The following is a 23447-nucleotide window of genomic DNA, read 5'->3' on the forward strand; positions in this document are numbered from 1 at the left end:
CTGGCCTTTATCTCTCTGAGAATGGAATTGCATTGGAGATCAAACCCAATAGGAAAAGTGCGTAACAACCTGCCTTTTCTCAAAGAATTGGCCTATGAGAAATTCACACAAAAAAGTTGACAGTACCCATCATCAGTTATCGCGAGAAGAGGAATCCCAGCCAAAGCGCCAAGCCTTCGGGTAGCCGCTTTACTATCACCTTTCCCAACCTCCTCGATAACGAGATCTGATGCGTAGATATCGAACCGGTCACGTTGCGTGTCCCACCAATCAACGGTTGCTTTTTGCCAAGCAGCGGCCAGCAGGTCACGGGATGCTCGGGCCGTTAAGTATGATACGATCGATGTTTTCGATATAGACAGTCTTTTTACTCATTGTCGTCAGTTTCCTGTGTTGCACTTATTTTATCACCTGCCGAATCGCCGCTAATCAGCCGCGCAGCATTTTTGCGTCGGCTGAATTAGCATTGTTGGGCCACATACTCAGAATAAGGTTTTATTTTTTTTAGCAACGGGCTGAGGGTTCTTGCGGCAACTTCTGTATCATGGGCAACTTGGGCACGTAACCAGTAGCCATTAGATAGGCCAAAGAAACGACACAACCGCAAATCGGTATCAGCAGTTATCGATCGCTTTCCACCGACAATTTCGCTGATACGTTGGGCTGGAACGCCAATTTCCTTAGCTAATCGGTACTGACTCAGCCCCATAGGCTTCAGAAATTCTTCTAATAAAATTTCGCCTGGAGTTATGGGATCTAATTTTTTCATAGTAGATACTCCTCAATGGTAATCGACAATTTCGACATCTTCTGGACCTGCATCCGTCCAACGAAAGCAAACTCGCCATTGATCGTTTATACGAATGTTATGTTGATCAGAACGATTGCCCTTGAGCGCCTCAAGATGATTACCAGGTGGTACCCTTAAATCATCAAGCCGCCCAGCGATTTCAAGCTGTCTAAGTTTGCGTCGCGCAATTTTGGCAATATTTACGAATTGCTTGACATGATCACCTTTAGATAGCGCTTCAGTATTTTTACACTTAAATGATCTGATCATGTGTCATATAATAACACATATCGTGATTAACGTTAAGCGTGATTAGTGCAGCCCAATGGGCAGCTGACGCGCGGCGGACCCTGATAACGGCGCTTGCGCCGGTTATCAGGGGAGCACGTCGCGTCGAGCGTTGGGTTGCCGAGGCGCTGCGCGCCTTGAGGAACCATTAATTGACAAGCAGATTTGCCTTAATATAATGATATTGTCCATATTTTTGGGCAAATTTACTCTGCCTGATTATCATCTATTATATATTTTATAGCAATCGTAAGAGACTATGTCCAGATTTAAGAAAGACAGGGAACTCCTCGATGAGGTCCGGGATGTCATGAGGCTTCATCACTACTCGATCCGTACGGAACGAACATACTGTGGCTGGATCAAACGATATATACAGTACCACAATATGACCTCTCGGGAAGAGTTAAGCAATGGCGAAGTTAAAATAGAGGCGTTCCTGACATATCTGGCAGTGGACAGGGCAGTATCGCCCTCTACGCAGAATCAGGCCATGAATGCACTGGTTTTCCTGTACAAACACGTACTCAAAAAATCACTTGACGGGAATATTAATGCGGTACGGGCGAGGAAAAAGGTAAATATTCCTGTGGTTATGACCCGGGAAGAAGTGGCCCGTGTGATCACACTCATGGAAGGTACGCCGCAACTGGTTGCCAAGCTGCTCTATGGCAGTGGTTTGCGTATCACAGAGGCATTGCGTCTTAGGGTGCATGACATTGATTATGAGTTAAAACATATAATTGTACGTTCGGGCAAGGGTACGAAAGACCGGATCACGACATTTCCGGTCTCCGTGATTCCATTGCTCCGGAATCATCTTTCGAGAGTTCGGGTAATCCACGAACAGGATATGGCTCAGGGATACGGTGAAGTCTATATGCCCTATGCCCTTGCACGGAAATATCCTAACGCCGCAAAAGAATGGAACTGGCAGTATGTATTTCCTGCCCGTAATCTGTCAACCGATCCTCGAAGCGGTAAAATCCGACGGCATCATGTTGACCCCAGTGTAATTAACAAGGCAATCAAGATAGCTGCTCGTAAAGCAGGATTGACAAAACGGGTAAGCGCACATATCTTCCGGCACAGTTTTGCCACTCATCTTCTGCAGCGAGGCACTGACATCCGAACCATACAAGCCCTGCTGGGCCATAAAGATATCTCCACGACCATGATTTACACACATGTTCTGCGGCAAGGCGGACATGGAGTGCCAAGTCCTCTTGATGATCTGGATATCTGAATGCTGCTTAATTCCACGGCCCTTAGCTTAAGAGGAAAAGTTTCTATATTTGTCATGCACAATCCGGGTTTTATTGTTGTTTCTCTGCCTTCCATATGAGTACATCTGACAAAAAAATATTTGCCGCTATTTTCTGTTCCATTTTTACTTCTGTTACAGGCTTGGGAATAGTGGTGCCGCTTCTGCCGGTGTATGCCCACGATCTTGGAGCCAGCGGTCTGTATATAAGCCTGATCTTTGGCGCATTCTCCCTTTCGCGGACGTTTCTCCTTCCGTATTTCGGCAGGATTTCAGACATAAAAGGTCGCAAGCCGTTTATTGTCGCAGGACTGCTAGGCTATACACTGGTCTCCATTGCATTTATGCTTTCATCTGATGTCAACTCATTGATCATTATACGATTTTTACAGGGTATAGCGTCTGCCATGATCATGCCTGTTGCACTGGCCTATATAGGAGATATTACGCCAGAGGGAAGGGAAGGCTTTTATATGGGACTTTTTCACCTCTCCATGTTCCTGGGCCTGAGCATAGGCCCCCTGGCAGGCGGAGTGATCAGTGACAAATTCAGCCTGGATGCAGCTTTTGCGTCCATGGGTATTCTTGCGTCTGCGGGCTGCATGCTGAGTTTCTTCCTGCTGCCGCCTGTAAGCTCGGAAAGGATTGCCAGGAGGTACAAGGCCTCCATGCCTGCTATCCGGCTATTAAGGAGCAGGTCTATAGCAGGGCTGTTCATTGTCCGGTTTTCCTATATTACCTGCATTGGAATCATATGGTGTTTTCTGCCTGTTTATGCGGATTCGGAATTCGGGCTTTCAGGTCTCTCGATCGGGATTCTTGTCATGCTCGGAGTCTTTATAAGCGGGATGCTGCAGGTGCCGATGGGCTTTCTGGCTGACAGGCTCAACAAAAGGTACATGATTATCTGCGGCTGCCTTATAGTCGTATATGCAATATATTCATTTTCATGGGCAGAGGGATTCCGGGATATCATTATAGCGGATATTATCTTCGGAGTGGGAGGCGGGATGTCAACGCCACCGGTAATGGCGCTCTCTGTGATAAAAGGCAATGAAACCGAATCCATGGGTTCAGTCATGGGACTTCTGACAATGGGGCACAGCATGGGAATGATGCTCGGTTCTTTTTTTGCCGGTATTATAATGGATTATTGCGGTCTCAGGAGCGCATTTCCCCTGGGTGCGACGATAATGATGACCGGGATATTACTTTTCATCTTTCTGACACGGAAAAATAACCTGATTTCCCTTGCACATATGCAGAAATAGTAACACTGAGACAGGTAATATTTCCATATCTACGTGGTATTTCAACCAAATGAATGAGCCATTTTGACCAATTTGGAGGAAACAGTGAACGACACTAGGAAAATCGTGCTTGACTCGAAAGGGATGGACAGGGCACTTACAAGAATGGCCCATGAAATCATAGAACAGAATAAGGGAATAAAGGATCTCGCCCTCATTGGCATCAGGACAGGTGGAGTGCCGTTATCCGAACGCCTGCAGCAGCGGATTGCTGCCGTAGAGGGTACCATGGTCCCAGCCGGGATTCTGGACATTACTCTCTATCGGGACGACTGGAGTACTCTAAGCCAGCATCCCATAGTCAGGAAGACTGAGATTTCGTTCCCTGTTGACAACAAAAACATAGTACTGGTGGACGACGTCCTTTATACCGGTCGTACTGTCAGGGCTGCCCTGGATGCCTTGATTGACCTGGGCAGACCTCAGAAGATCCAGCTTGCTGTTCTCGTGGACAGGGGAAGACGGGAGCTTCCGATCAAACCCGATTTTGTAGGGCTTTCTATCCGGACTTCAGCAAGTGAACACGTAAACGTCTTTCTGAATGAAATTGCAGGAAGAGATGAGGTTGTCCTGGAAGAAAAAGGCTAAAAAAGTGCTTGATATCCGAAAAATTACCTGGATTCCATCGTAAATATTCGGTGAACCCGCTGTCCACTGCGGAAGTTGCCATCCGTGCCCTGCCGCAGGAGCGGTTTGCCTTTTGCAGGGTTTCGGGCAGCGGGCCGGTCCGCGATGAGTGAGCTTTGAAACCCGGAAAAAGGTAACCGCTTCAAGGCAGGATATAACGGGTTCACCGGATATTTACATTCCATCATTCCGGCGCAGCCGGGAAATCCGGGCCTCAAAATCGGTAGAACCCCTGAACCCCTGAACGGTGAGCGGTTAAGAAGATATTTTTGCAATTTAGCTTGACAAAATCAAAGGCAGAGGTCGATTTTGTCATCCTCGGAAAAGATACACTTCCCGTTGAGGCGAGATACCGCTCATTCAAAAGACTGAAGATCCCTTCCGGGCTGCGAAGTTTCATAAAGAGATACAGGCCCAAAACAGCTTGCGTGATTACAAAAGACATCTTTAGTCAAACAGTGCTGAACAACACGCGTATCCTGTTTGTGCCTGCCTGGGCGATGTAATTACGGACTCCTTATTGCCAAGTAAAACGCAATACAGACAAAATTGACCTCAACACCTAAATCCTGCCTGCCGTATCCTCTTCCAGATATCCGTTCCGGCCTTCGGAAATGGCTTCCCTGGCCAGTTGATCAGCAAGTTCGTTTTCCTTGTGTCCGGAATGGCCCTTGATCCATTTCCAGTGGACCCTGTGAAGCTGGCATAAAGAGTCAAGCGCCTGCCATAGGTCCTTGTTTTTGACAGGCCTCTTTTCAACAGTCTGCCAACCCCTCCGTTTCCATGCATTTATCCACTTGGTTATGCCCTGCTTCAGGTAGTTTGAGTCTGTAGTTATAATCACGTCACAGGCCACTTTAAGGGCCTCGAGGGCCCTTATTGCCGCCAATAGCTCCATCCGGTTGTTTGTGGTGTTTCTTGACCAGCCCTTGATGCACTTTTGATGTCTGTTATACCGCAACATCGCCCCCCATCCGCCGGGGCCCGGGTTTCCGGAACAGGCGCCGTCAGTGAATATGTGGACTATAATTGGCATCATCCATTTACCGGTTTACACTTTCTTCAAAAAATGGGATCTGTGCGGTTAAGAAACTATTCAAAATCAATCACGAAAACACGAAGGTACGAAAACACGAAACAAGACATAGAAATGAACTTAACGCCCTTCGGGCGGACTTAGAAAATTTTAGACACAGAAATTCCTATACTATCAAGTTGCTGATGTTCTTTTCGTGCTTTCGTGATAATTCTTTTCTTTTTCGTGTGTTGCATTATCGAATTGAGTATGGATGCTGAAATCAAATTTTACCATTAAAGCTATCTCCGCCCTGTATACAGGGTAACAATACCCATGGTTAAAGGCCTGTGCTTGACCTCCCGGAATCCCACATCTCTCATCATTGCGGCCAGGATCTCAGGTTCATGGAAGCCCTGAATGGAATCGGCCAGATAACTATAGGCCTCTTTGTCGCCTGAGATGATTCCGGCCATGAAGGGGATGAATTTGTGCAGATAAAGCCTGTATACCGGAGAAAAAAGGGGATTCTTGGGGCGCGAGAATTCAAGAATCGCAAGCTTGCCTCCTGGCTTCAGCACCCTCAACATTTCTCTGAGGCACTGCTCCAGCCGGCTCAGATTCCTGACCCCAAAGGCCACCGTTATCCCCCGGAATTTCAGGTCATGGAGCGGTAAGTACTCTCCGTCACCGCACACAGGGACTATATATTCCGCCTTGTCGTTGCTGTTTTCCCATTGAAGCGCCCCGTAGCGAAGCATCTCATAACAGAAATCCACTGCCACTACCGAACACCTTATCCGCCTTGCAATCTCAGCCGAAAGGGGCATGGTCCCCGCACAGAGGTCCAGGATAGGACCCTGTCCGAGTTCATTAAACTCACGCGCGGTCACCCATCTCCAGTAATGGTCTATGTAAAAACTGAGCAACCCGTTCAAGAGATCGTATCTCCTGGAGACGGAAGCGAATTTGTTTCGAACAAAGCGCTTTTTCTCTTTTCCTGTTGGTATCATTACCTATAGAAGTTCACGGCTTGGAACTTGAAATTATTCACTTCCTGGCCTGGATTGTAAACGGTTATACCCAATCACCCAGTCCCTTGTCTCCTTCATGGACCAGGAACTCCATGACGTCTCTATTTCCAATGGGACCGGACGCTACCGACAGAAATATCGCGGCCTTACCCTTGTCCAGACTCCCCAATTCCTCAGAGATACCGAGGGCCCTTGCCCCACCATAAGTACCTGCCCTAAAAATGGCCTCTGGAGGAAGACCCGGGGCCAGCTTTGAAAGGCTTGCCATTTCAGCGAAAATGGAAAGCCGGTCATTGCTCGCGAGGCTGTCGGTGCCAAGGGCCAACGGTATGCCTGAGGCATGAAACTCTGACACAGGAGGCACACCCACTCCAAGGAATACGTTGCTCCTGGGACACAGGCAAACGCCGGCCCCTGTTTTTGCCAGGATTGAGATGTCATCCCGGTCAACATGAACACAGTGAACACAGACCGTATGCCTGTCAAGCAGCCCCAAGGTTTCAAGATACTTCACGGGAGACGTTTTGGGGAGATCATAATTCAGGGGCCAGTGTCCTTTCTCCTGCATGAGTTCTTTTATGGGGCCATGCCCTCCCTGCAGGAACTCTATCTCCTCTTCTGATTCGGCCACGTGAACGGAAAACGGCATGCCGTGGTCCTGGTCCCACGCCTTGATGGCTTTAAGGACCTGGGGTGCCACGGAATACGGGGCATGGGCGGAAAGGGCGTAGTGAAAAGAAGGCCCCAAGATGCCCATGGGCTCAGTAATCCTTTTTCTCGGAAAAGAGGGGCCGAGGGGGATTTCTTCTTCCGCTCCGTTCGGTACCGGGCATATAATTTCCTGAAAGAAGACGCCTCTGAAAGGCCGTATGCCATCTTTTCCGGAAGCGAAACCGGGAACAACATCCAGGTTTCCCACGTCTCCAACCGCTATTATCCCGTTTTGTTGCATTTCCTTTATCGCCCGGCATATGGCCGGCTCCCATTCCTCAGGCCTGATGAGGTCGCGGGCCTTGATAAGCGATCTCACCCAGTCAGCAAAGGGGCCGCCTGGAGAAAGGCGCCACCTGAGTGGAGAGAGTTCAAGGTGTGAGTGGGTATTTATCAAGGCAGGACAGAGTATGGAGTCTCCATAGTCTGTTATCTCTGCCAGGTATCTTGAGCGGAGTCCCGGCGCAGGTCCCACCTCTATTATTTTCCCTCCGAAGGTCGCTATTGCTCCGTTTTCCATTGGAGGCCTTGAGACGGGAACCACCCATCTGGCTATGTGGAGATGGAGGGAATTCAGTGATTTGGTGTAAACGTCCACAGGTTACATTTATGCCGTACAGATTGTTTTGAAAGATGAACGTCGAACATTGAACATTGAACGGCTATTTCTGTTTCTTCATCTTTTCCCATTCAACATTCGATGTTGGACGTTCAATGTTCGATGTTCATTTTTTTCTTGAACCCTGAACCTTTGAACCGGATTTACCAACCAGAGTATAGTCCATCAGGCGCTGATGCGGCTCAAAGCCGGCATCGGTCACAATTCTGCGTATTTCTGTTTCCGAGAGTCGATGGCTTACCCCGGCTGCTGCGACCACGTTTTCCTCAATCATTGTGCTGCCGAAGTCATTTGCCCCGAAAAACAGGGCGATCTGGGCCACTTTTGGACCCTGGGTGACCCATGAGGCCTGCAGGTTCGGGAAGTTGTCAAGGACGATCCTGGAGATGGCAAGCAGTTTCAGATATTCCTGCCCGGTGGATGGCCTGACGTCAAGGGCGGTATTTTGGGGTTGAAAGGGCCAGGCAATAAAGGCCGTGAACCCGCCGGTGCGGTCTTGAAGTTCTCTGATGCGCAAAAGGTGTTCAATTCTTTCTTCCAGTCGCTCCACGTGACCGTACATCATGGTGGCAGTGGTCTTAAGACCTAATCCGTGAGCGGTCTCCATTACATTCAGCCACTCATCTGTTGTGGCCTTCCTGGGGGAGATCTGTTTTCTCACCCTGTCTGACAGTATTTCCGCCCCGCCACCTGGTATGGAATCGAGTCCTGCCTTGATAAGCCTGACCAGGACCTCTTTTACAGACAGGCCTGAAATATTTGCAATGTGAACGATCTCAGGAGGAGAAAAGGCATGGCAGTGGACTGCAAAACGGTTTTTTATAAAACGGAGCATTTCCTCATAGAAAGCAAGGGGGAGATCAGGATGGAGCCCGCCTTGCAGCAGGATCTGGGTGCCACCGAGCGTTTCTGTCTCCTCCAACTTCCCGGCCAGTTCTTCCCTGGACAGCACATAACCTGAAACATCACCCGGGGCACAGTAATAAGCGCAGAACTTGCATGCGGAAATGCACACATTGGTATAGTTTATGTTCCGGTCTATGACATATGTGACAACGGGTTCCGGATGCAGCCTCCACCTTACCTCGTCGGCAAGCTGGCCCAGTATATTCAGGTCTGCCTCCCGGTAAAGCAAGAGGGCCTCATCTCCTGAAAGGCGCCTGCCATCCCGGACCTTTGATATTATCTGGGCGATCATGGTAAAAGGTGATCTCAAACCGGCTCGTAAAGAGTGTTCCGCTCTACCGGTTTTCTGCCGGCCTGCCGGATAAGGTGCTCGATCTCGCTACGGGTCATGGCCTGGGAGGTATCTGCACCTGCCATGTGGGTAATCTTTTCTTCCAGGACGGTCCCGTCCAGGTCGTCCGCACCAAAGGAGAGAGAGATCTGCGCAACCTTTGGTCCGAGCATCACCCAGTAGGCCTTGATGTGCGGAAAGTTATCCAGCAGGAGCCGTGATACGGCAATATTCTTAAGATCATCCACCCCGCCTGTGGATGACAGGTGTTCCAGCTTTGTATTCCTGGGGTGAAAGGCAAGGGGAATGTAGCACAGGAATCCGCCCGTCTCATCCTGGGCCTCTCTCAGGGCCAGCAGGTGCTCTATCCGTTCAGGGATTGTCTCGATGTGCCCGTAGAGCATGGTGGCATTGGTCCTGAGACCCGCTCTATGGGCGGTTTTTGAAACTTCCAGCCAGTCCTTGCCGGAGAGCTTACTTGGGCAGAGCTTTTCCCGTATTCTGGTGCTGAAGACCTCTGCCCCGCCTCCAGGGATAGATCCCAGCCCGGCCTGGATAAGGTCTTCAAGAGTCTCGGTAATTGACCGGCCTGAAATGGCTGCCAGGTGTGCTATCTCCACACAGGTGAAGGCCTGAATGTGGATATCGGGTCTTTCGGCCTTTACGGCCTTCAGCATGTCAATATAATACTGGTATGGGAGATCCGGGTGCAGACCGCCGACAATGTGGACCTCCGTAACAGGTTCTGCGCGCCTTTCCCTTATCTTGGAGACTATCTCTTCTATGGACATTTCGTAGGCCTCCGGGTGGGTCTTTTCCTTTCCAAAGGCGCAGAATTTACACAGATTTATACAGATATTAGAGTAATTTATGTGCTGATTATAGATGTAATAGGCCCGGTTTCCATTAAGCCTTTCTCTCACGAGATTAGCCATGTAACCAAGGGCCGGCAGATGAGGGGTGGAGAAGAGCAACTCTCCGTCCTCGGCAGTCAGGCGGGTATTTGACAGGACTTTTTCGTATATTTCAAACAGACCTGCTTCTTTTAGGGCCTTTTCCATAGCTTACATACATAGGTTACTAGTAAATATCCGGTGAACCCGTTATATCCTGCCTTGAAGCGGTTACCTTTTTCCGGGTTTCAAAGCTCACTCATCGCGGACCGGGGAGGCAGTGCAATCCGGCCCGCGGTTGAAACCCTGCAAAAGGCAGACCGCTTCTGCGGCAGGGCACGGACGGCAGCTTCCACAGTGGACCACGGGTTCATAAGAATATTTACGGTTACTATTAAGGTTATTTTCCTTTTTAAATTCAAAAATGATTCCGCTGAAAAACCCAATCTGCTTACGTTTTGAGCGGAATCATGTCAGACTTTTTGCAGTGTAATCAAAAATTAGAATTCAAAATTGCGTCCGGACGGCTTTTCCGTTCAGGCACTGAATTTTCCTGCATTTCAGCGATGCGGACATCTTTTATAAAGACCTCAAAATGCAGGGTCTTGCCGGCCAGTGGATGGTTAAAGTCCAGCATCACGGCGCCTTTCCAGATGGATCTGATCAAAGCAGGCCGTCTCAGGCCGAATTCGTCATGGGCCTTGACCACCTTGCCTATTTCCACTTCTCCTGAAACCTTTTCAGCGGCCACCAATGTTACCTTTGTAGGATCATAAGGGCCATAAGTATAGTTCGGGGGGACAAATATCAACTTTTTTTCTCCGGGAGCAAGCCCTATAATATTTTCCTCAACAGGTTTGGGGAAATTGCCCTTCCCGCAGATAAAGGTTACCGGTCCCCCTGACTTTTCAGAAGAATCCACCACTTTTCCCGAGGAAAGCCTGACCTGGTATTCCATTTCCACCAGTCTTCCATGCTCTACACGGAGTACCACCTCTTCTGTCATATCCATGATGCTTCAATGACCCCCTGCAGGATTTTTTCCAGGCACTGGAATTTTTATAAAGGAAATTCCTTCTTCCTTCAGCGTCTTTTCTTCCTCCGATGTAGCAACACCTCTTATATTACGGCTCTCAATCACACCGTAATGCATTTTGAGGGCCTCTTGCGCAAAGGCAGTTCCTACATCTTCTGTATTTTTTTTCACCACGGTGTAGATCTTGTTCAGCATCTCATTCAAGGCAGATTCCGAGATATCGCCGTCTTTCCCAACGGACTTTGTGCGTATTGAAACCGCAGAGGGGATCTTCCGTACATTACTACTGCCGCAGACGGGACAAGTCAGCAGACCCCTCTCCTTTTGCGTCTCAAATACCTCCCTATCCTGAAACCATGCTTCAAAGGTATGATCTTGATCGCAGCGCAAATCAAAGGTTATCATAAATATAAATTGATAACAGAGTCGCTTGCAAAACTCAAGAGATCTTGCGATCCGCATAAATCTGCGGCGGAATCAAAAAAAGTAAATATTCTTATGAACCTGCCCGTAGTCCATTGGTAACCGATCACAGGATGCTTCTTTCCGGAAACGATTTGCGTTAGCCCTGTAAGTTTTCTTAAGGCTTTTGACACGGGGGAGTCTTGCCCCCTCCCCGTTCTCCTTCGCTGCGCTCAGGAGCCGGGGTTTCCCATGCTTACAAAGGCCTTAAGAAAACAAAGGGCGAGAGCATGCTGGAAGAAGAAGCACCCCTGTGACCGGTTTCAAGTCCACTGTGCAGACCGTTCACTGGAAGGGGATATTTCTTTTCACTTAACACTTCAGCCCCTTGTTTTCTTAAGGCTTTTGACACGGGGGAGTCTTGCCCCCTCCCCGTTCTCCTTCGCTGCGCTCAGGAGCCGGGGTTTCCCTTGCTGTAAAGGCCAGGAAAACTTGCGGGGCTGACGCAAATCGTCTCCATAAAGAAGCTCCCCTGTGACCGGTTTCAAGTCCACTGTGCAGACCGTTCACTGGAAGGGGATATTTCTTTTCACTTAACACTTCAGCCCCTTGTTTTCTTAAGGCTTTTGACACGGGGGAGTCTTGCCCCCTCCCCGTTCTCCTTCGCTGCGCTCAGGAGCCGGGGTTTCCCCCACAGCAAAAGCCAAGAAAACTACGGGGGCTTCCGTTAAACTGTTCAAAGAAATATCCCCTTCCCGTGAACGGTTGCCATCCGTGCCCTGCCGCAGGAGCGGTTTGCCTTTTGCAGGGTTTCGATCGCGGGCCAAATTGCACTGCCCCTTTCGGTCTGCGATGAGTGAGCTTTGAAACCCGGAAAAAGGTAACCGCTCCAAGGCAGGATTAATGGATTCATAAGAATATTTACTGTTTTCTTAGTGGCAGAAAGACCTGTAAAGCTGGATGAATCCCGAAAAATACTTTAGTATCCGGACAAGTATTGTTTTGCAGGGAAAATGGAGGCATGATTATGCAAAATATGCGCATATTTTACCTTTTCTTACTTGTGTTCATGGTATCAGCTTCTGTTTCAAGGTCCGTGGCAGAGGGTCTTTCAGACCGCGGAGAATATCTTGTATCCGTGTTGCAGAAGAAATACGAAGCCACCACGGATATCGTGTGCAGCTTCAAGCAGGAGACATTTGCCTCCGGTTCTTCAGAGGGTCTCAAGGCGGAAGGAAAGGTCTACTTCAAGCATCCGCACGAAATGCGCTGGGAATACAGCCGCCCGGAACCGCAGCTTATTGTCACCAGCGGGCAAGAGGTGTATGTGTATGAGAAGAATGCCAATCAGGTAATGGTACTTCCCAGGGATCAATTACTTTCAACCGAGATAAGCAGGGCCTTTTTTTTCGGCAAAGGCGACCTCAAGCGTTTTTTTATAGTAGAGCATCCTGCAGAAGGACGATCGGATGCCATGTGGACGCTGAAACTCACCCCAAGGAACCCGGTACCGCAGGTACGCACCATTTGGATTGTCGTGGATTCCGGTATACATCTGATAAAGGAGATGTGGCTGGAAGACCGGTTAGGCAGCAGGACACATCTTGTATTCAGTGATATCAAGATCAACAGGGGTCTTTCAGACGCCCTTTTCCGGTTTGTTCCGCCTCCGGGCGTGGAAATCTACCGTACAGATGACTCAGAGGTTCCAGGTTCAGAGGTTCAGGGTTCAGGGTTCAGGGAAAATCTGAGCCGTTAATCCATGGATTCCGGATTTAAGGAAAGGTAACCTTTAACGGTGAACCTCTGAACCTGGAACCTCTGAACGTCTATAATCAGGAGGGCAAAATGTCCGATGAAAGTCTAATTGGAGAAATCCGTGCATTGGCACAGAAAAAAAATGCTATCATCCTTGCTCACAATTACCAGGTGCCCGGGGTCCAGGACATCGCGGATCTCACGGGGGATTCTCTGGCCTTGAGTATCCAGGCCTCAAAGACCGAAGCCGATATGATAATATTTTGCGGAGTCCGTTTCATGGCTGAGACCGCTGCCATTGTTTGCCCGGACAAAAAAGTGATACTGCCTGTTAAAGATGCGGGCTGCGGTATGGCGGATATGCTGAACGCTGCGGAACTCAGGGCTGAAAAAGCAAAGTATCCAGGTGTGCCTGTGGTCACATATGTTAATTCTACAGCCGAAGTCAAGGCAGAGAGCGACATCTGTTGCACCTCAGCCAATGCGGTGCAGGTCGTAAGGTCCTTAAAGACTCCTGAAGTCCTTATGACCCCGGACAAGAATCTGGCGATGTGGGCACAGAGACATACGGATCAAAAAATCCATTACTGGCTTGGCTACTGTCCGATTCACAATGAACTGACAGTTGACCAGGTAAAGAAAGCAAAGGCCGCCCATCCCGGGGCCTTGCTGATGGCCCACCCGGAGTGTCTTCCGGAGGTGCTGGACATGGCGGATGCGGTAAGAAGCACAAGCGGCATGCTGGCCTTTGCGGCAGGATCCAATGCGAAAGAATTCATCGTCGCCACAGAGATCGGGCTTTTACATACATTGAAGAAACAAAATCCGGGAAAGAGATTTTATGCAGCTTCTTCCGAGATGATATGTAAGGACATGAAAAAAACAGGCCTGAAGGAGTTGTTGCAGGCCCTTCAGACAGAAGAGCCCGTAATTATTGTGCCTGAACCGGTTCGTCTGAGGGCCCTCAAGGCCGTTGAACGCATGATGGCCGTGCCCAGGGACTGAATTTTGCAGCCGTTAACAGTCAGGGTCAGGGACGTCTCTCTCTCCTGCGAAAAAGTATTCGAACAGGAGTCTGCTTCAGACCCAGTTGCTCGCGGAACTGGTTCGTCAGGAATCGTTTATATTGAGATGGTATAAAGTCCGGGTAGTTCGCGAACAGGAGGAAAGTAGGCGGTTTCGTTGCCACCTGAGTGGTATAGTAGAGTTTCAGGTAACGCCCCCTGGAGACAGGAGGAGTCCTTTTTGCCACTGCCTTCCGGAGGACGCTGTTGACACTGCCGGTATTAATTAATGCATTAAAGTCGGTATAGACATTGTCTATCAGGGATAAAATCCGGTTTACACCCTTCCCGGTGAGCGCTGATATGTTCAGGTGTGGAGAATAAGAAATGAACCGCTTTGCCTGCTCCAGTTCCCTGGATCTTAATTTCATTAATGAATGGTCCTGGCAGATCAGGTCCCATTTGTTGAACAGGGTAATACATGCCCGTCCATACCTTTCGGTGTAGCCAATCAGCCGTTTATCCTGATCAGTAATTCCTTCTGAGATATCCATTACAATGAGCACGATATCGCAGGCCTTGATCACATTAATTGCCTTAATAATACTGAATTTTTCAATTTTATTCCTGGTCCTGGCTTTTCGCCTTATGCCCGCGGTATCGGTAAGCAGAATATCCTTTCCGGCAGGTCGCTGAAGAAGCGTGTCTATGGCATCCCTGGTAGTACCCGGTACATCGGTGACAATCATGCGAGGCTCGCCTACCAGTCTGTTAAGCAGGGAGGATTTTCCAGTGTTCGGCCTGCCTATCAGCGCTACTTTTATCGGCTGTTCCTCATCTTCCCTGAGCTCCTGAGCTAAACCCTCTTCAGATAAGGGCCGGCCTATGTGTTTAAGCACGTCAACCACTCTTGTCATCAGGGCATTTATTCCCCTCCCGTGTTCAGCCGAGACGGGAATGATTTCATCCACACCCGATTCGTAAAATTCGCCCAGGCCGGCTTCGCGAGAAGGGCCGTCCACCTTGTTTATTACTATTAAATATGGTTTATTAAATGAACGTATTGTGTCGATGATCTCCCTGTCTGCCAGAGTGAGGCCTTCCCCGGCATCCAGAATTGTCAGAAGCAGGTCAGATTCTTTTGCTGCCCTTAAGCTTTGCTCATGGACAATCCGGGACATGCGGTCCGTGCCCGGAGACTCCATGCCGCCGGTGTCTATGAGTTGCATTGTAAGGCCATCCCATTTGAGTTCGGCGTAGTGGCGGTCTCTGGTGACACCTGGAGTCGAATCTACCAGTGCATCTCTCGTGCGGGTAAGCCGGTTGAGAAGTGTAGATTTACCTACATTCGGACGTCCTATGAGTGCAACTTTTGGCATTATTTTTTTGTTTTTCAATGCATATTGCCACAACAAAGTCAGATGATTCGAAACACAGCCATTGGGCAGTCCATGGGAACAAATCCAGGGGGTCCGCGATATTGCAGGAGGCAAGGCGGTTTGGCAAACGGCTGTAATAAATATAGTATAATAAGCGAAATTGTAAATATTCGGAGAACCAGTGATCCACTGTGGAAGCTGCCGTCCGTGCCCTGCCGCAGGAGCGGTTTGCCTTTTGCGGGGTTTCAACCTCGGGCCGGATTGCACTGCCTCTCCGGTCTGCAATGAGTGAGCTTTGAAACCCGGAAAAAGGCAAACCGCTTCAAGGCAGGATATAACGGGTTCACCGGATATTTACGCGAAATTTTCATTATAATAATTATACTGATGCTGTAAAATGTCCTAAAATATTCATTCATGAGGTTATAAAATGTCACAAAAGAGTGTTTTGGTCATTATTGCACCTGGTTTTGAGGAGCTCGAGGCAGTAGCCGTTATTGATATCCTGAGGAGGGCGGGACTGGAGGTTGTATCTGCAGGAACGGTTTCAGGGCCAATCAGATCGGCCCGCAATGTCGTGATTCTGCCCGATAAGTTACTCGATGAGGTGGCAGAAGAGGCCTTTGACTTGATCGTCATGCCGGGTGGTTTGGACGGCACTGAAAACCTTGCCAGGGACCGAAGAGTAGTAAAGATGCTTCAAGAACAGCTGGCCTCCAGCAGGCCCGTCGGGGCAATATGTGCCGCCCCGACCGTTCTGGATCGACACGGCCTTGCACCGGGGAAGACCATTACATGCCATCCGACATGCCGGGATGCGATACAGGGAGCCAGGCTTTCTGAAGACCGGGTGGTCCGGGATGGTCTCCTGGTGACGAGCCAGGGTCCAGGTACGGCCATCGAGTTCGCCTTGAAGCTCGTTGAACTGCTTATGGGTAGAGACAAGATGCTCGAGGTAAATACCGGGGTGCTGGCCCGAATCGATTAATAAAAAATACAGTTATTTTTAAATTTCCTTATGACAAAGAAAAACGGATCCGGAAAGGCCCTGGACAAAATCTCTGCCCTGGTAGCCAGGAACGGTTCCGAGGGCCTTGTTCCCCTGTCGGCCCTTGAGCCTCTTCGACAATATCTTGCCGAGATCAGCCAGTATCCCTTGTTGACCAGAGAAGAAGAGGAGACTCTCACCAAGGCCTACTATGAGACACGAGACCCGGAACTGGCCTCCAGGATCGTGACTGCAAATTTGAGGCTGGTGGTAAAAATAGCCCTGGATTTTCAGAAGTTCTGGATGCAGAATTTTTTGGATCTCGTTCAGGAGGGAAACATAGGATTGATGCAGGCAGTAAGAAAGTTCGACCCGTATAAGGGTGTAAAATTTTCCTACTATTCTTCTTTCTGGATAAAGGCGTATATACTCAAGTTCATCATGGATAACTGGCGCTTAGTAAAGATCGGAACTACCCAGGTCCAGCGCAAGCTCTTTTATAACCTTCGCAAGGAAAAGGGCCGGCTTCTTGCTTTGGGATTTGAGCCGGTGCCAAAGCTTATTTCTGATCGTCTTAATGTCCCCGAGAAGGATGTGATTGACATGGAACGGCGTATGGGGTCGTGGGAGTTATCCATGGATGCCCCGGTCAAGGATGATTCTGAAGATAAATACCTGGATTTTTTTGCCGCTGACGAGACGGCGGTTGAAACCAAGGTTGCCATGGAAGAAATAAAGGCCAGGCTCAAGGATCATCTTGCAGACTTTAACAAGCAACTTCGGGGAAAAGAGCGGGTCATATTTGAAGAGCGGCTTTTGAGCGAGGAGCCAAAGACCCTCCAGGAGCTCGGGGATATCTTCGGGGTTTCAAGGGAAAGAGTGAGACAAATAGAGGTCAAGCTGAAAAAAAAGCTACGGACATTTCTTCTAAAAAGAATCCCGGACCTGGATTCTTATCCAGAGGGTATCGAAGGCATATGATTACAAACCCTTTTCGTCTTTGGATCGAAACCTTTTTCATTTTTTCCATTATCCTGCTGGTGTCCGGCCTCAATGCCATGGCCAGGGAGGATGCTTCGCGCGGCGCGGCCTATGCCTATTATCTCCAGGCAATTATGGAGAAGTCTTCGGGCAGGCTTTCAGATGCCTCAAATTGTCTTAAGAGTGCCCTGGCACTTGATCCGGAATCCACAGCCATACTGGAGGATTTGGCCAAAGTGGCGGTCGGCATGGGTAATCTGCAGGAGGCTGAGCAGTGGGCTGAACAGGCCATAGCACTTGAAGCTGACAACCTGGATATGAAGATTATGCTTGCCAGAATTTATGTCAGCGAAGATCGCGTGACCGAAGCCATGGAACTTCTGGATGAAGTATTAAGTAAGGAGCCCGGCAACCAGAAGGCACTGCTTTTGACCGGTAGTGTTTACGCTAAGGCCAAGGAGTATCCAAAGGCGATCGAGGTCATGGAAAGAGCTGCCGGACAGAAAGGAAGACAATCTTTCATGGCGCATTATTATCTGGGCCGGATATATCGAGACGCCGGTAATCTTTCAAAAGCCGAGGAACATCTCAACGAGGCGATAAGACTGAACCCGCACCTTATTTTGGTATATCTGGACCTGGCTGATGTCTATAGAAGGCAAGGGAAGATAGATAAAGCCATTGATTCCTGCAGGGTAGTGCTGGCTCGACAGCCTCATAACCTCAAGGCCCGGGAACGAATCCTGATGCTGCTAATCGAAGAAAAACGGGCGGATGAGGCGATTTCAGAGTTTCGCCAGCTCAAGCAGTCAGCACAGAACTACCCTGTAATTGGTTTTGATGTCGCTATATTGTGTCTTCAGCAAAAAAAATATGATGAGGCATTGTCTATTCTTGAAGACATGGCCCGGGCCTATCCTGATCAGGGCCAAATTCTCTACTATATGGCAATTGCCTATGAGAAGAAAGGCGATCTTGATGCGGCCATAGAGGTGCTCGAATCCATCCGCATTGATGATGAACTTGCAGTGGAGGCCAGGATTCGTTCCGCTTACCTGCTCAAGGAAAAGGGACGACTCGATCAGGCATTGAAACTTATTGAGGACAGCCTGGAGGACCGTCCTGATACTAAACAATGGGTGCTGTTCCTTGCAGATCTCTATGATGCGGCAAACAGATCACATGATTCCGAGGAGATTCTTCGTAAGGCCCTGGAAGGCGATCCGGACGATAAGGAGTTATTACTGCATCTTGCGATGGTTTTGGATAAGGCGGGACAGAGAGAACAGGCGATACAGTATGCCAAAAAGGCCGTTGAAAAAGACGAAGACTACGTCCAGGCCCTTAATTTCCTGGGATATACCTATGCTGAAGAAGGTATTAACCTTGATGAGGCAGAACTTCTGATAAAAAAGGCGCTTTCTATACAGCCGGATGATGGTTATGTAACAGACAGTCTGGGATGGGTATACTTCAAGAAGGGCGAAAACGATCAGGCCATTTCCTGTCTCGAAAAGGCTCGCGAGTTGGTTCCTGACGATCCGCTTATAGCAGAACACCTTGGAGACGCTTATATGGCCAAGGGGACTTTCGGTAAGGCACTGAAGGCCTATCAGGAGGCCCTTGAACTGACGAAGGAGTCAAAGGACAAGCCGAGGTTAAGGAAGAAAATACAGGATGCTCAAAAGGCCTTTTCTGATATGGCGGACAGATGAGAAGACAGATCTATTTTTTATCCAGAATCTTTCTGATTTTCCGGGACAGCTCTTTTATATTAAAGGGCTTTTGAATAAAGTCATTACAGCCGAGCTCCATGATCTCCGCAGCCTGGCCGTCTATGCTGTAGCCACTTGCAAGAAGGGCTTTGACTCCTGGATTGTTCTTTTTCATTCTTTTGTAAGCCTCGCTACCGCTCATCTCCGGCATGATCATGTCGAGAATGACCAGATCGATTTTGTCTCTGTGCTTTCTGTAAACCTCTACTGCTTCTTTTCCGCTTCCGGCAAGCAGTACCTTATAGCCCATTTCTCCAAGCATAGCCTTGCCGACATTAAGAATGCCGTCTTCGTCATCAACAAGAAGGACGGTCTCTGTACCCCTTAAGATATTGTCTTCCGGCCTCTCTTCTTTTTTTGTGACTTTCTTTTTTGAGGCCGGCAGGTAGATATCAAATCTGGTTCCCTTACCTTTTTCACTCTCAATATTTATTATGCCGCCATGATTCCTGATAATCCCGTGGACAAAGGCAAGACCCAAACCCGTGCCGCGGCCCATTTTTTTAGTGGTAAAAAACGGTTCAAATATCCTTTGCCGGATGACCTCATCCATGCCAACACCGGTGTCGGTCACAGAGATCTTTACATAATCGCCGGGCCTTTCACCGAAAGGTTTGGTATAGTTATGGTCAAGCACTACGTTGCTTGTTTCAATATAGAGGTCTCCCCCGCCCGGCATGGCGTGCCATGCATTGATATAGAGGTTCAGCAACACCTGATCAATCTGACACCGATCCACTTCGACCGGCCAGATGTCTTTCTGGTATTTGTTATGAATCCTTATCTCTTTTTTGGTACGGCCAAACATCTCGGAACCCTCTTTAATCAGCTCGTTCAGATCAGTCAGTCTGATATCGTATTTGCCGCCCCTGGCAAAACCCAGAAGTTGTCTCGTAAGGTTTGCTGCAGTTTGGACCATATTTTCTATTCCCTTGAGACGTTCAAAATGGGGATGATCGGGATCAGTGTTCAGCAACATCAGGGAAGAGTGCCCCTGAATGTTCATGAGCACATTATTGAAGTCATGGGCGATGCCGCCAGCCAGCGTGCCGATGGCCTCCATCTTCTGGGCCTGCTGGAATTGTGCCTCAAGCTGCTTTCTTTCTTTCTCTGCCTGCCTGTGTTCTAAGGCATTTGCAAAAATTTCTGCAGTTAAATGGAGCAGTGTGATGGTCTCTTCGGACCATATTTTCTCGACCCGCACCGAATCGAACCCGAGAAATCCAAGGAGGGAACCGCCATAGACCATGGGAACGACAATAAGGGATTGGATATCTTGTGATTGGAGGATTTGTTTTTCGGCGCCTGCTTCGGGTGGGAGAGCGCTGACACATGGGATATGGATGTTCTCGAACCTGTTGAGTTTATCCATCCACCACGGCATGGCGTCAACTGACAGGCCCTTCAGGTTGTCTATTTGCGGTTCAATCCCTTCTGCACACCACTCGTGTGTATTATCCATCTTTGTCCCGTTGTCATAAAACAGAAAGACATAACTTCGGTCAACTCCTGAAAAGGACCCTATCATTTCCAGGGCGCGGTCGATCATGTGGTCAATGTTGTCAGGTGTAGTGTTGATAAAGCTTGTTGATATATCGGCAACCAGTCGTTCAAGCTCCAGTTGAGACTTTAGCGCTTCCTCCGCCCGCACACGGTCAGTAATGTCAATTGTCTGGAAAACAATGCCCTTGAATTCGCCTTCCGCATCTCTGAGCGGCTCCCAGGAGCTCGAAGCATACAGCAATTCCCCGTTCTTCTTGACCGCTTTGTATTCGAAGTCCCTGCCCACACCCTCGCTGAATGTGCGACCATAGAGATGCTTTGCCCTCGGCGTATCATCTTCATGCACCCACCATATCGGTTCGGCACGCAGTTCTTCTTGGGTGTAGCCAAAAATTTCCTCACAGTTGGGGCTGACATATATATTATTACCTTTTGAATCACAAATTATGAGGAGACTGGGCGCGGTCTCAACAATGGTCCTGAACAGTTCTTCTGACTTCCGTAATGCCTCTCCGGTTCTCCTATGCTCAAGGATTTCTTTTTCTAATTCCTTGACCCTTTGTTCCAGTTTTTCATACGTTGGTTTCTTGGCCATAAAAAAATCTCCAATTGATCCAACTAAATAAAAAACGAAATTGCCATCATGGAAAAATGCAGGTGGTTCATTACAGCATACGGATTTCTGCTCCGGGTTTCGGCACTACCTATATCCTGCTTAAGCTCTTTGAAACCGGCCTCGATCTTTCATCGGGCACCATAATATTCGATGACCTTCTCGACAACTTTCTTTTTTTGTTGCTCAACCGGAAGATCAGGCACCGTTCCGTTCGGCTGATATGATTTACGGGGCACGCTCCGTACCAACGATACCTTGACTGCGCCGTGCCGACAAACATGTCTACCTACGTTACAGGTAAAATACGCTCTTTTACCGGCAGAAACGCAGCTTATAGACGAAAAATTTCTTAAAAAAGTGGCCTTTGGGGCCTAAGCTCATTATTATAAGTGGATTGACAATAAAAATTATTCAAAATCATACCGATCAATTTACTAACAGCTGTCCCCTGGATCACACAAAGATCCTGGTGGCAACAGTTGGAGGTTCCTGTGCACCGGTAGTCAATGCCGCCCGAATGGGCGGTTATGATCATGTCTTCTTTATCCCAAATTATGCACTTCAAACACCGAACAATAAGGAACAAATAGAAAAATCAGTAAGTTATGGTGTATTGTCCAGTTTGGAATGTTCACCCAAAAGGTGCATTCCACCGGAGTTAAAAATTGTTCGGTATTTGAAGCCACAAGGGGCAGCCAATTTTACCAAATCTGCTTTGTTGTCAGGCACTTGAAGTACAAAAGTACGTCTGCGTGCCTTCCGCCTCGCATCTTTGGCAAACTTGGCTGCTGCATAATTCGGGTTTATATGTTCCACAGGCTCATGAAGTAAGGGGTCACCCCTTATTCCCGAACTCATTTTTGACAATCAACAGAATAACGTATACTTATTCACAGGTTGTTCGTATACTTGGAGGTGAGAAGGGGCCGCGGCTTGGAAGAATTCCACTTTTCCAGATTCATCTTTTCTGCCAGGTGCAGGACCACGATCTCTTTGCCATCCTACTCCGGCTCTACCCTCCGCGGTGGCTTCGGCCATGCCTTCCGGCGTACCGTCTGTGCCATTAGAGGCAAGGAATGCAGAGATTGTCTCCTGAGAGACCGGTGTATCTATGCCTATGTCTTTGAGACTCCCGTCCCGGATGATGCACAGATGATGCGAAAGTACACCGTGGCCCCACACCCTTTCATCCTTGAGCCCGCCCCGGACAATCAGAGGACCTGCAAGGAGGGAGAAGATATCTCCTTCGGCCTGACCCTGGTCGGCCGTGCAATAGACTATCTGCCATACTTCATCTACACGCTTGACGAGCTCGGCCGGATCGGCATCGGAAAAGGCAGGGGAAAGTATGAGCTGAGAGAGGTGCTTGAAGAAAATCCCCCCGGCCAGGAACAAGGGAAAGGCAGGGTCATCTACCGCGGCGATGACAAGATGCTCGTCCAAACCAAAGGTCCTGTGCGCTGGTCTGACATATTGACGTCCTCACCAGCACCTTCGGCTGAAATGCGTATCTCCTTCATCACACCCACGCGGATCAAGTATCAAAACCGGCTGACAAAAGACCTTGAATTCCATGTCCTCTTCAGGAACCTCCTGAGGCGTATCTCACTCCTTTCCTACTTCCATTGCAGACACAGGCTCGATGACCAAGGATTCAAAGACCTGATCGAACGGGCCGGGCACATAAAAACTGTCAAGCGCGCTCTTTACTGGCATGACTGGGAACGCTGGTCCAACCGCCAGGAAACCCGCATGAAGCTGGGCGGATTCATGGGAGAGATTACATATGAGGGCGATTTTGAGCCGTTCTGGCCGTATATCAGGCTGGGTGAATATATCCATGTGGGAAAGGGGAGCAGCTTCGGGCTGGGGAGGTATGGGATAGAGAAGTGAATTGTCCATTGAAATTTTTCCTCTTTTACTCAATTCCTGTTTAAAGCGCTGATTGACCCAAAATTAAGACAGACACCGGCAGACCCTAGGATATGATATCCCGATTCTGTATCACAAGACAATGGAAGAAACTGAAACATAGAGAAAGGTGCCGTGACACAAAAGTTTGCCTGGATCGAGGCATAGATGCTCTTCTTTTATGAGCGTGTCCCGTAAATCATATCAGCCGAAGATTTCGATTCGGCCAAATTTTGGCCTTATGCCCCTCTGGACTTTCTGGAAATGCTGATTATTGAGATTCATTGTCATAAGAGCCTTATTCCA

At 48.8% G+C, this 23447-nt stretch carries 26 protein-coding genes; 12 read left to right on the forward strand and 14 right to left on the reverse strand.

What is annotated here, in order from left to right:
* Positions 1–460: 460 nt before the first annotated feature.
* Both higA and C4B57_02260 read right to left on the reverse strand, forming a co-directional pair.
* Positions 461–769, reverse strand: coding sequence for an addiction module antidote protein, HigA family (gene higA / locus C4B57_02255; protein PXF55471.1), 309 nt, complete (start codon positions 767–769; stop codon positions 461–463).
* Positions 770–781: 12 nt separating this feature from the next.
* Positions 782–1060 (reverse strand): excinuclease ABC subunit A, encoded by a 279-nt coding sequence (locus C4B57_02260; protein PXF55472.1) that lies wholly within the window; start codon positions 1058–1060, stop codon positions 782–784.
* A gap of 277 nt (positions 1061–1337) precedes the next feature.
* Here C4B57_02260 and C4B57_02265 point away from each other — a divergent pair, with 277 nt between their 5' ends.
* The 4 genes from C4B57_02265 (at position 1338) to C4B57_02280 (ending at position 4785) form a co-directional block, all read left to right on the forward strand.
* Positions 1338–2324 carry an integron integrase gene (locus C4B57_02265; GenBank protein ID PXF55473.1) on the forward strand — a complete coding sequence of 329 codons (987 nt, stop codon included), beginning with the start codon at positions 1338–1340 and terminating at the stop codon, positions 2322–2324.
* A gap of 95 nt (positions 2325–2419) precedes the next feature.
* The gene (locus C4B57_02270; protein ID PXF55474.1) at positions 2420–3613 is read left to right on the forward strand and encodes an MFS transporter; all 1194 of its coding nucleotides are present in this window, start codon (positions 2420–2422) and stop codon (positions 3611–3613) included.
* An 84-nt stretch (positions 3614–3697) separates the two neighbouring features.
* Positions 3698–4240, forward strand: coding sequence for a bifunctional pyr operon transcriptional regulator/uracil phosphoribosyltransferase PyrR (locus C4B57_02275; protein PXF55617.1), 543 nt, complete (start codon positions 3698–3700; stop codon positions 4238–4240).
* Between the two features lie 320 nt (positions 4241–4560).
* Positions 4561–4785, forward strand: coding sequence for a hypothetical protein (locus tag C4B57_02280; protein PXF55475.1), 225 nt, complete (start codon positions 4561–4563; stop codon positions 4783–4785).
* A 56-nt stretch (positions 4786–4841) separates the two neighbouring features.
* On the opposite strand, the gene C4B57_02285 is transcribed toward C4B57_02280, so the two are convergent.
* The 5 genes from C4B57_02285 to C4B57_02305 all read right to left on the reverse strand — a co-directional run bounded on the left by C4B57_02285 (position 4842) and on the right by C4B57_02305 (position 9956).
* Positions 4842–5318 (reverse strand): ribonuclease HI, encoded by a 477-nt coding sequence (locus C4B57_02285; GenBank protein PXF55476.1) that lies wholly within the window; start codon positions 5316–5318, stop codon positions 4842–4844.
* Between the two features lie 278 nt (positions 5319–5596).
* Positions 5597–6307 carry an SAM-dependent methyltransferase gene (locus C4B57_02290; protein ID PXF55477.1) on the reverse strand — a complete coding sequence of 237 codons (711 nt, stop codon included), beginning with the start codon at positions 6305–6307 and terminating at the stop codon, positions 5597–5599.
* 64 nt (positions 6308–6371) lie between these two features.
* Positions 6372–7637, reverse strand: coding sequence for a hypothetical protein (locus C4B57_02295; GenBank protein PXF55478.1), 1266 nt, complete (start codon positions 7635–7637; stop codon positions 6372–6374).
* A gap of 127 nt (positions 7638–7764) precedes the next feature.
* Positions 7765–8856 (reverse strand): dehypoxanthine futalosine cyclase, encoded by a 1092-nt coding sequence (mqnC, locus tag C4B57_02300; GenBank protein ID PXF55618.1) that lies wholly within the window; start codon positions 8854–8856, stop codon positions 7765–7767.
* 14 nt (positions 8857–8870) lie between these two features.
* Positions 8871–9956 carry an aminofutalosine synthase MqnE gene (locus C4B57_02305; protein ID PXF55479.1) on the reverse strand — a complete coding sequence of 362 codons (1086 nt, stop codon included), beginning with the start codon at positions 9954–9956 and terminating at the stop codon, positions 8871–8873.
* 54 nt (positions 9957–10010) lie between these two features.
* Here C4B57_02305 and C4B57_02310 point away from each other — a divergent pair, with 54 nt between their 5' ends.
* Entirely contained in the window at positions 10011–10250 is a 240-nt protein-coding gene (locus C4B57_02310) for a hypothetical protein (protein ID PXF55480.1), read from the forward strand.
* 31 nt (positions 10251–10281) lie between these two features.
* Here C4B57_02310 and C4B57_02315 read toward each other — a convergent pair whose 3' ends face one another.
* The 4 genes from C4B57_02315 to C4B57_02330 form a co-directional block, all read right to left on the reverse strand.
* A complete protein-coding gene (locus tag C4B57_02315; protein ID PXF55481.1) occupies positions 10282–10800 on the reverse strand; it encodes a hypothetical protein in 519 nt (172 codons plus the stop codon).
* Positions 10801–10806: 6 nt separating this feature from the next.
* Positions 10807–11229 carry a DUF1178 domain-containing protein gene (locus C4B57_02320; GenBank protein PXF55482.1) on the reverse strand — a complete coding sequence of 141 codons (423 nt, stop codon included), beginning with the start codon at positions 11227–11229 and terminating at the stop codon, positions 10807–10809.
* 393 nt (positions 11230–11622) lie between these two features.
* A complete protein-coding gene (locus C4B57_02325; GenBank protein ID PXF55483.1) occupies positions 11623–11859 on the reverse strand; it encodes a hypothetical protein in 237 nt (78 codons plus the stop codon).
* Positions 11844–12053 (reverse strand): hypothetical protein, encoded by a 210-nt coding sequence (locus tag C4B57_02330; protein PXF55484.1) that lies wholly within the window; start codon positions 12051–12053, stop codon positions 11844–11846. Before C4B57_02330 ends, C4B57_02325 begins: the two co-directional genes overlap by 16 nt.
* Positions 12054–12247: 194 nt before the next feature.
* Here C4B57_02330 and C4B57_02335 point away from each other — a divergent pair, with 194 nt between their 5' ends.
* Both C4B57_02335 and C4B57_02340 read left to right on the forward strand, forming a co-directional pair.
* Entirely contained in the window at positions 12248–12985 is a 738-nt protein-coding gene (locus tag C4B57_02335) for a hypothetical protein (protein PXF55485.1), read from the forward strand.
* Between the two features lie 89 nt (positions 12986–13074).
* Positions 13075–13989, forward strand: a complete 915-nt coding sequence (locus tag C4B57_02340; GenBank protein PXF55486.1) for a quinolinate synthase — start codon at positions 13075–13077, stop codon at positions 13987–13989.
* 25 nt (positions 13990–14014) lie between these two features.
* Here the strand turns inward: C4B57_02340 and C4B57_02345 are convergent, their stop codons facing one another.
* Positions 14015–15385, reverse strand: coding sequence for a ribosome biogenesis GTPase Der (locus tag C4B57_02345; GenBank protein ID PXF55487.1), 1371 nt, complete (start codon positions 15383–15385; stop codon positions 14015–14017).
* Between the two features lie 412 nt (positions 15386–15797).
* Here C4B57_02345 and C4B57_02350 point away from each other — a divergent pair, with 412 nt between their 5' ends.
* The 3 genes from C4B57_02350 to C4B57_02360 are packed head-to-tail and all read left to right on the forward strand — an operon-like array spanning position 15798 to position 19051.
* Positions 15798–16355 (forward strand): DJ-1 family protein, encoded by a 558-nt coding sequence (locus C4B57_02350; protein PXF55488.1) that lies wholly within the window; start codon positions 15798–15800, stop codon positions 16353–16355.
* A 30-nt stretch (positions 16356–16385) separates the two neighbouring features.
* Positions 16386–17336, forward strand: coding sequence for an RNA polymerase subunit sigma-70 (locus tag C4B57_02355; GenBank protein PXF55489.1), 951 nt, complete (start codon positions 16386–16388; stop codon positions 17334–17336).
* The gene (locus C4B57_02360) at positions 17333–19051 is read left to right on the forward strand and encodes a hypothetical protein (GenBank protein PXF55490.1); all 1719 of its coding nucleotides are present in this window, start codon (positions 17333–17335) and stop codon (positions 19049–19051) included. The genes C4B57_02355 and C4B57_02360 overlap by 4 nt, the downstream gene beginning before the upstream one ends.
* 10 nt (positions 19052–19061) lie before the next feature.
* Here the strand turns inward: C4B57_02360 and C4B57_02365 are convergent, their stop codons facing one another.
* Positions 19062–21209, reverse strand: coding sequence for a hypothetical protein (locus tag C4B57_02365; protein ID PXF55491.1), 2148 nt, complete (start codon positions 21207–21209; stop codon positions 19062–19064).
* 56 nt (positions 21210–21265) lie between these two features.
* Here C4B57_02365 and C4B57_02370 point away from each other — a divergent pair, with 56 nt between their 5' ends.
* Positions 21266–21454 carry a hypothetical protein gene (locus tag C4B57_02370; GenBank protein ID PXF55492.1) on the forward strand — a complete coding sequence of 63 codons (189 nt, stop codon included), beginning with the start codon at positions 21266–21268 and terminating at the stop codon, positions 21452–21454.
* Positions 21455–21833: 379 nt separating this feature from the next.
* Here the strand turns inward: C4B57_02370 and C4B57_02375 are convergent, their stop codons facing one another.
* Positions 21834–22046 (reverse strand): hypothetical protein, encoded by a 213-nt coding sequence (locus tag C4B57_02375; GenBank protein ID PXF55493.1) that lies wholly within the window; start codon positions 22044–22046, stop codon positions 21834–21836.
* A 93-nt stretch (positions 22047–22139) separates the two neighbouring features.
* Here C4B57_02375 and C4B57_02380 point away from each other — a divergent pair, with 93 nt between their 5' ends.
* The gene (locus C4B57_02380; GenBank protein PXF55494.1) at positions 22140–23123 is read left to right on the forward strand and encodes a CRISPR-associated protein Cas6; all 984 of its coding nucleotides are present in this window, start codon (positions 22140–22142) and stop codon (positions 23121–23123) included.
* The last annotated feature ends 324 nt before the right edge of the window (positions 23124–23447 follow it).

The sequence above is a fragment of the Deltaproteobacteria bacterium genome (assembly GCA_003194485.1).
GTDB lineage: Bacteria > Desulfobacterota > Dissulfuribacteria > Dissulfuribacterales > UBA3076 > UBA3076.

Excerpts from the sequence above, each read along its gene's own strand:
- higA (PXF55471.1), bottom strand. The coding sequence starts at position 769 with ATGAAAAAATTAGATCCCATAACTCCAGGCGAAATTTTATTAGAAGAA.
- C4B57_02260 (PXF55472.1), bottom strand. The coding sequence starts at position 1,060 with ATGATCAGATCATTTAAGTGTAAAAATACTGAAGCGCTATCTAAAGGT.
- C4B57_02265 (PXF55473.1), top strand. The coding sequence starts at position 1,338 with ATGTCCAGATTTAAGAAAGACAGGGAACTCCTCGATGAGGTCCGGGAT.
- C4B57_02270 (PXF55474.1), top strand. The coding sequence starts at position 2,420 with ATGAGTACATCTGACAAAAAAATATTTGCCGCTATTTTCTGTTCCATT.
- C4B57_02285 (PXF55476.1), bottom strand. The coding sequence starts at position 5,318 with ATGATGCCAATTATAGTCCACATATTCACTGACGGCGCCTGTTCCGGA.
- C4B57_02290 (PXF55477.1), bottom strand. The coding sequence starts at position 6,307 with ATGATACCAACAGGAAAAGAGAAAAAGCGCTTTGTTCGAAACAAATTC.
- mqnC (PXF55618.1), bottom strand. The coding sequence starts at position 8,856 with ATGATCGCCCAGATAATATCAAAGGTCCGGGATGGCAGGCGCCTTTCA.
- C4B57_02305 (PXF55479.1), bottom strand. The coding sequence starts at position 9,956 with ATGGAAAAGGCCCTAAAAGAAGCAGGTCTGTTTGAAATATACGAAAAA.
- C4B57_02315 (PXF55481.1), bottom strand. The coding sequence starts at position 10,800 with ATGGATATGACAGAAGAGGTGGTACTCCGTGTAGAGCATGGAAGACTG.
- C4B57_02320 (PXF55482.1), bottom strand. The coding sequence starts at position 11,229 with ATGATAACCTTTGATTTGCGCTGCGATCAAGATCATACCTTTGAAGCA.
- C4B57_02335 (PXF55485.1), top strand. The coding sequence starts at position 12,248 with ATGATTATGCAAAATATGCGCATATTTTACCTTTTCTTACTTGTGTTC.
- C4B57_02340 (PXF55486.1), top strand. The coding sequence starts at position 13,075 with ATGTCCGATGAAAGTCTAATTGGAGAAATCCGTGCATTGGCACAGAAA.
- C4B57_02350 (PXF55488.1), top strand. The coding sequence starts at position 15,798 with ATGTCACAAAAGAGTGTTTTGGTCATTATTGCACCTGGTTTTGAGGAG.
- C4B57_02355 (PXF55489.1), top strand. The coding sequence starts at position 16,386 with ATGACAAAGAAAAACGGATCCGGAAAGGCCCTGGACAAAATCTCTGCC.
- C4B57_02360 (PXF55490.1), top strand. The coding sequence starts at position 17,333 with ATGATTACAAACCCTTTTCGTCTTTGGATCGAAACCTTTTTCATTTTT.
- C4B57_02365 (PXF55491.1), bottom strand. The coding sequence starts at position 21,209 with ATGGCCAAGAAACCAACGTATGAAAAACTGGAACAAAGGGTCAAGGAA.
- C4B57_02370 (PXF55492.1), top strand. The coding sequence starts at position 21,266 with ATGCAGGTGGTTCATTACAGCATACGGATTTCTGCTCCGGGTTTCGGC.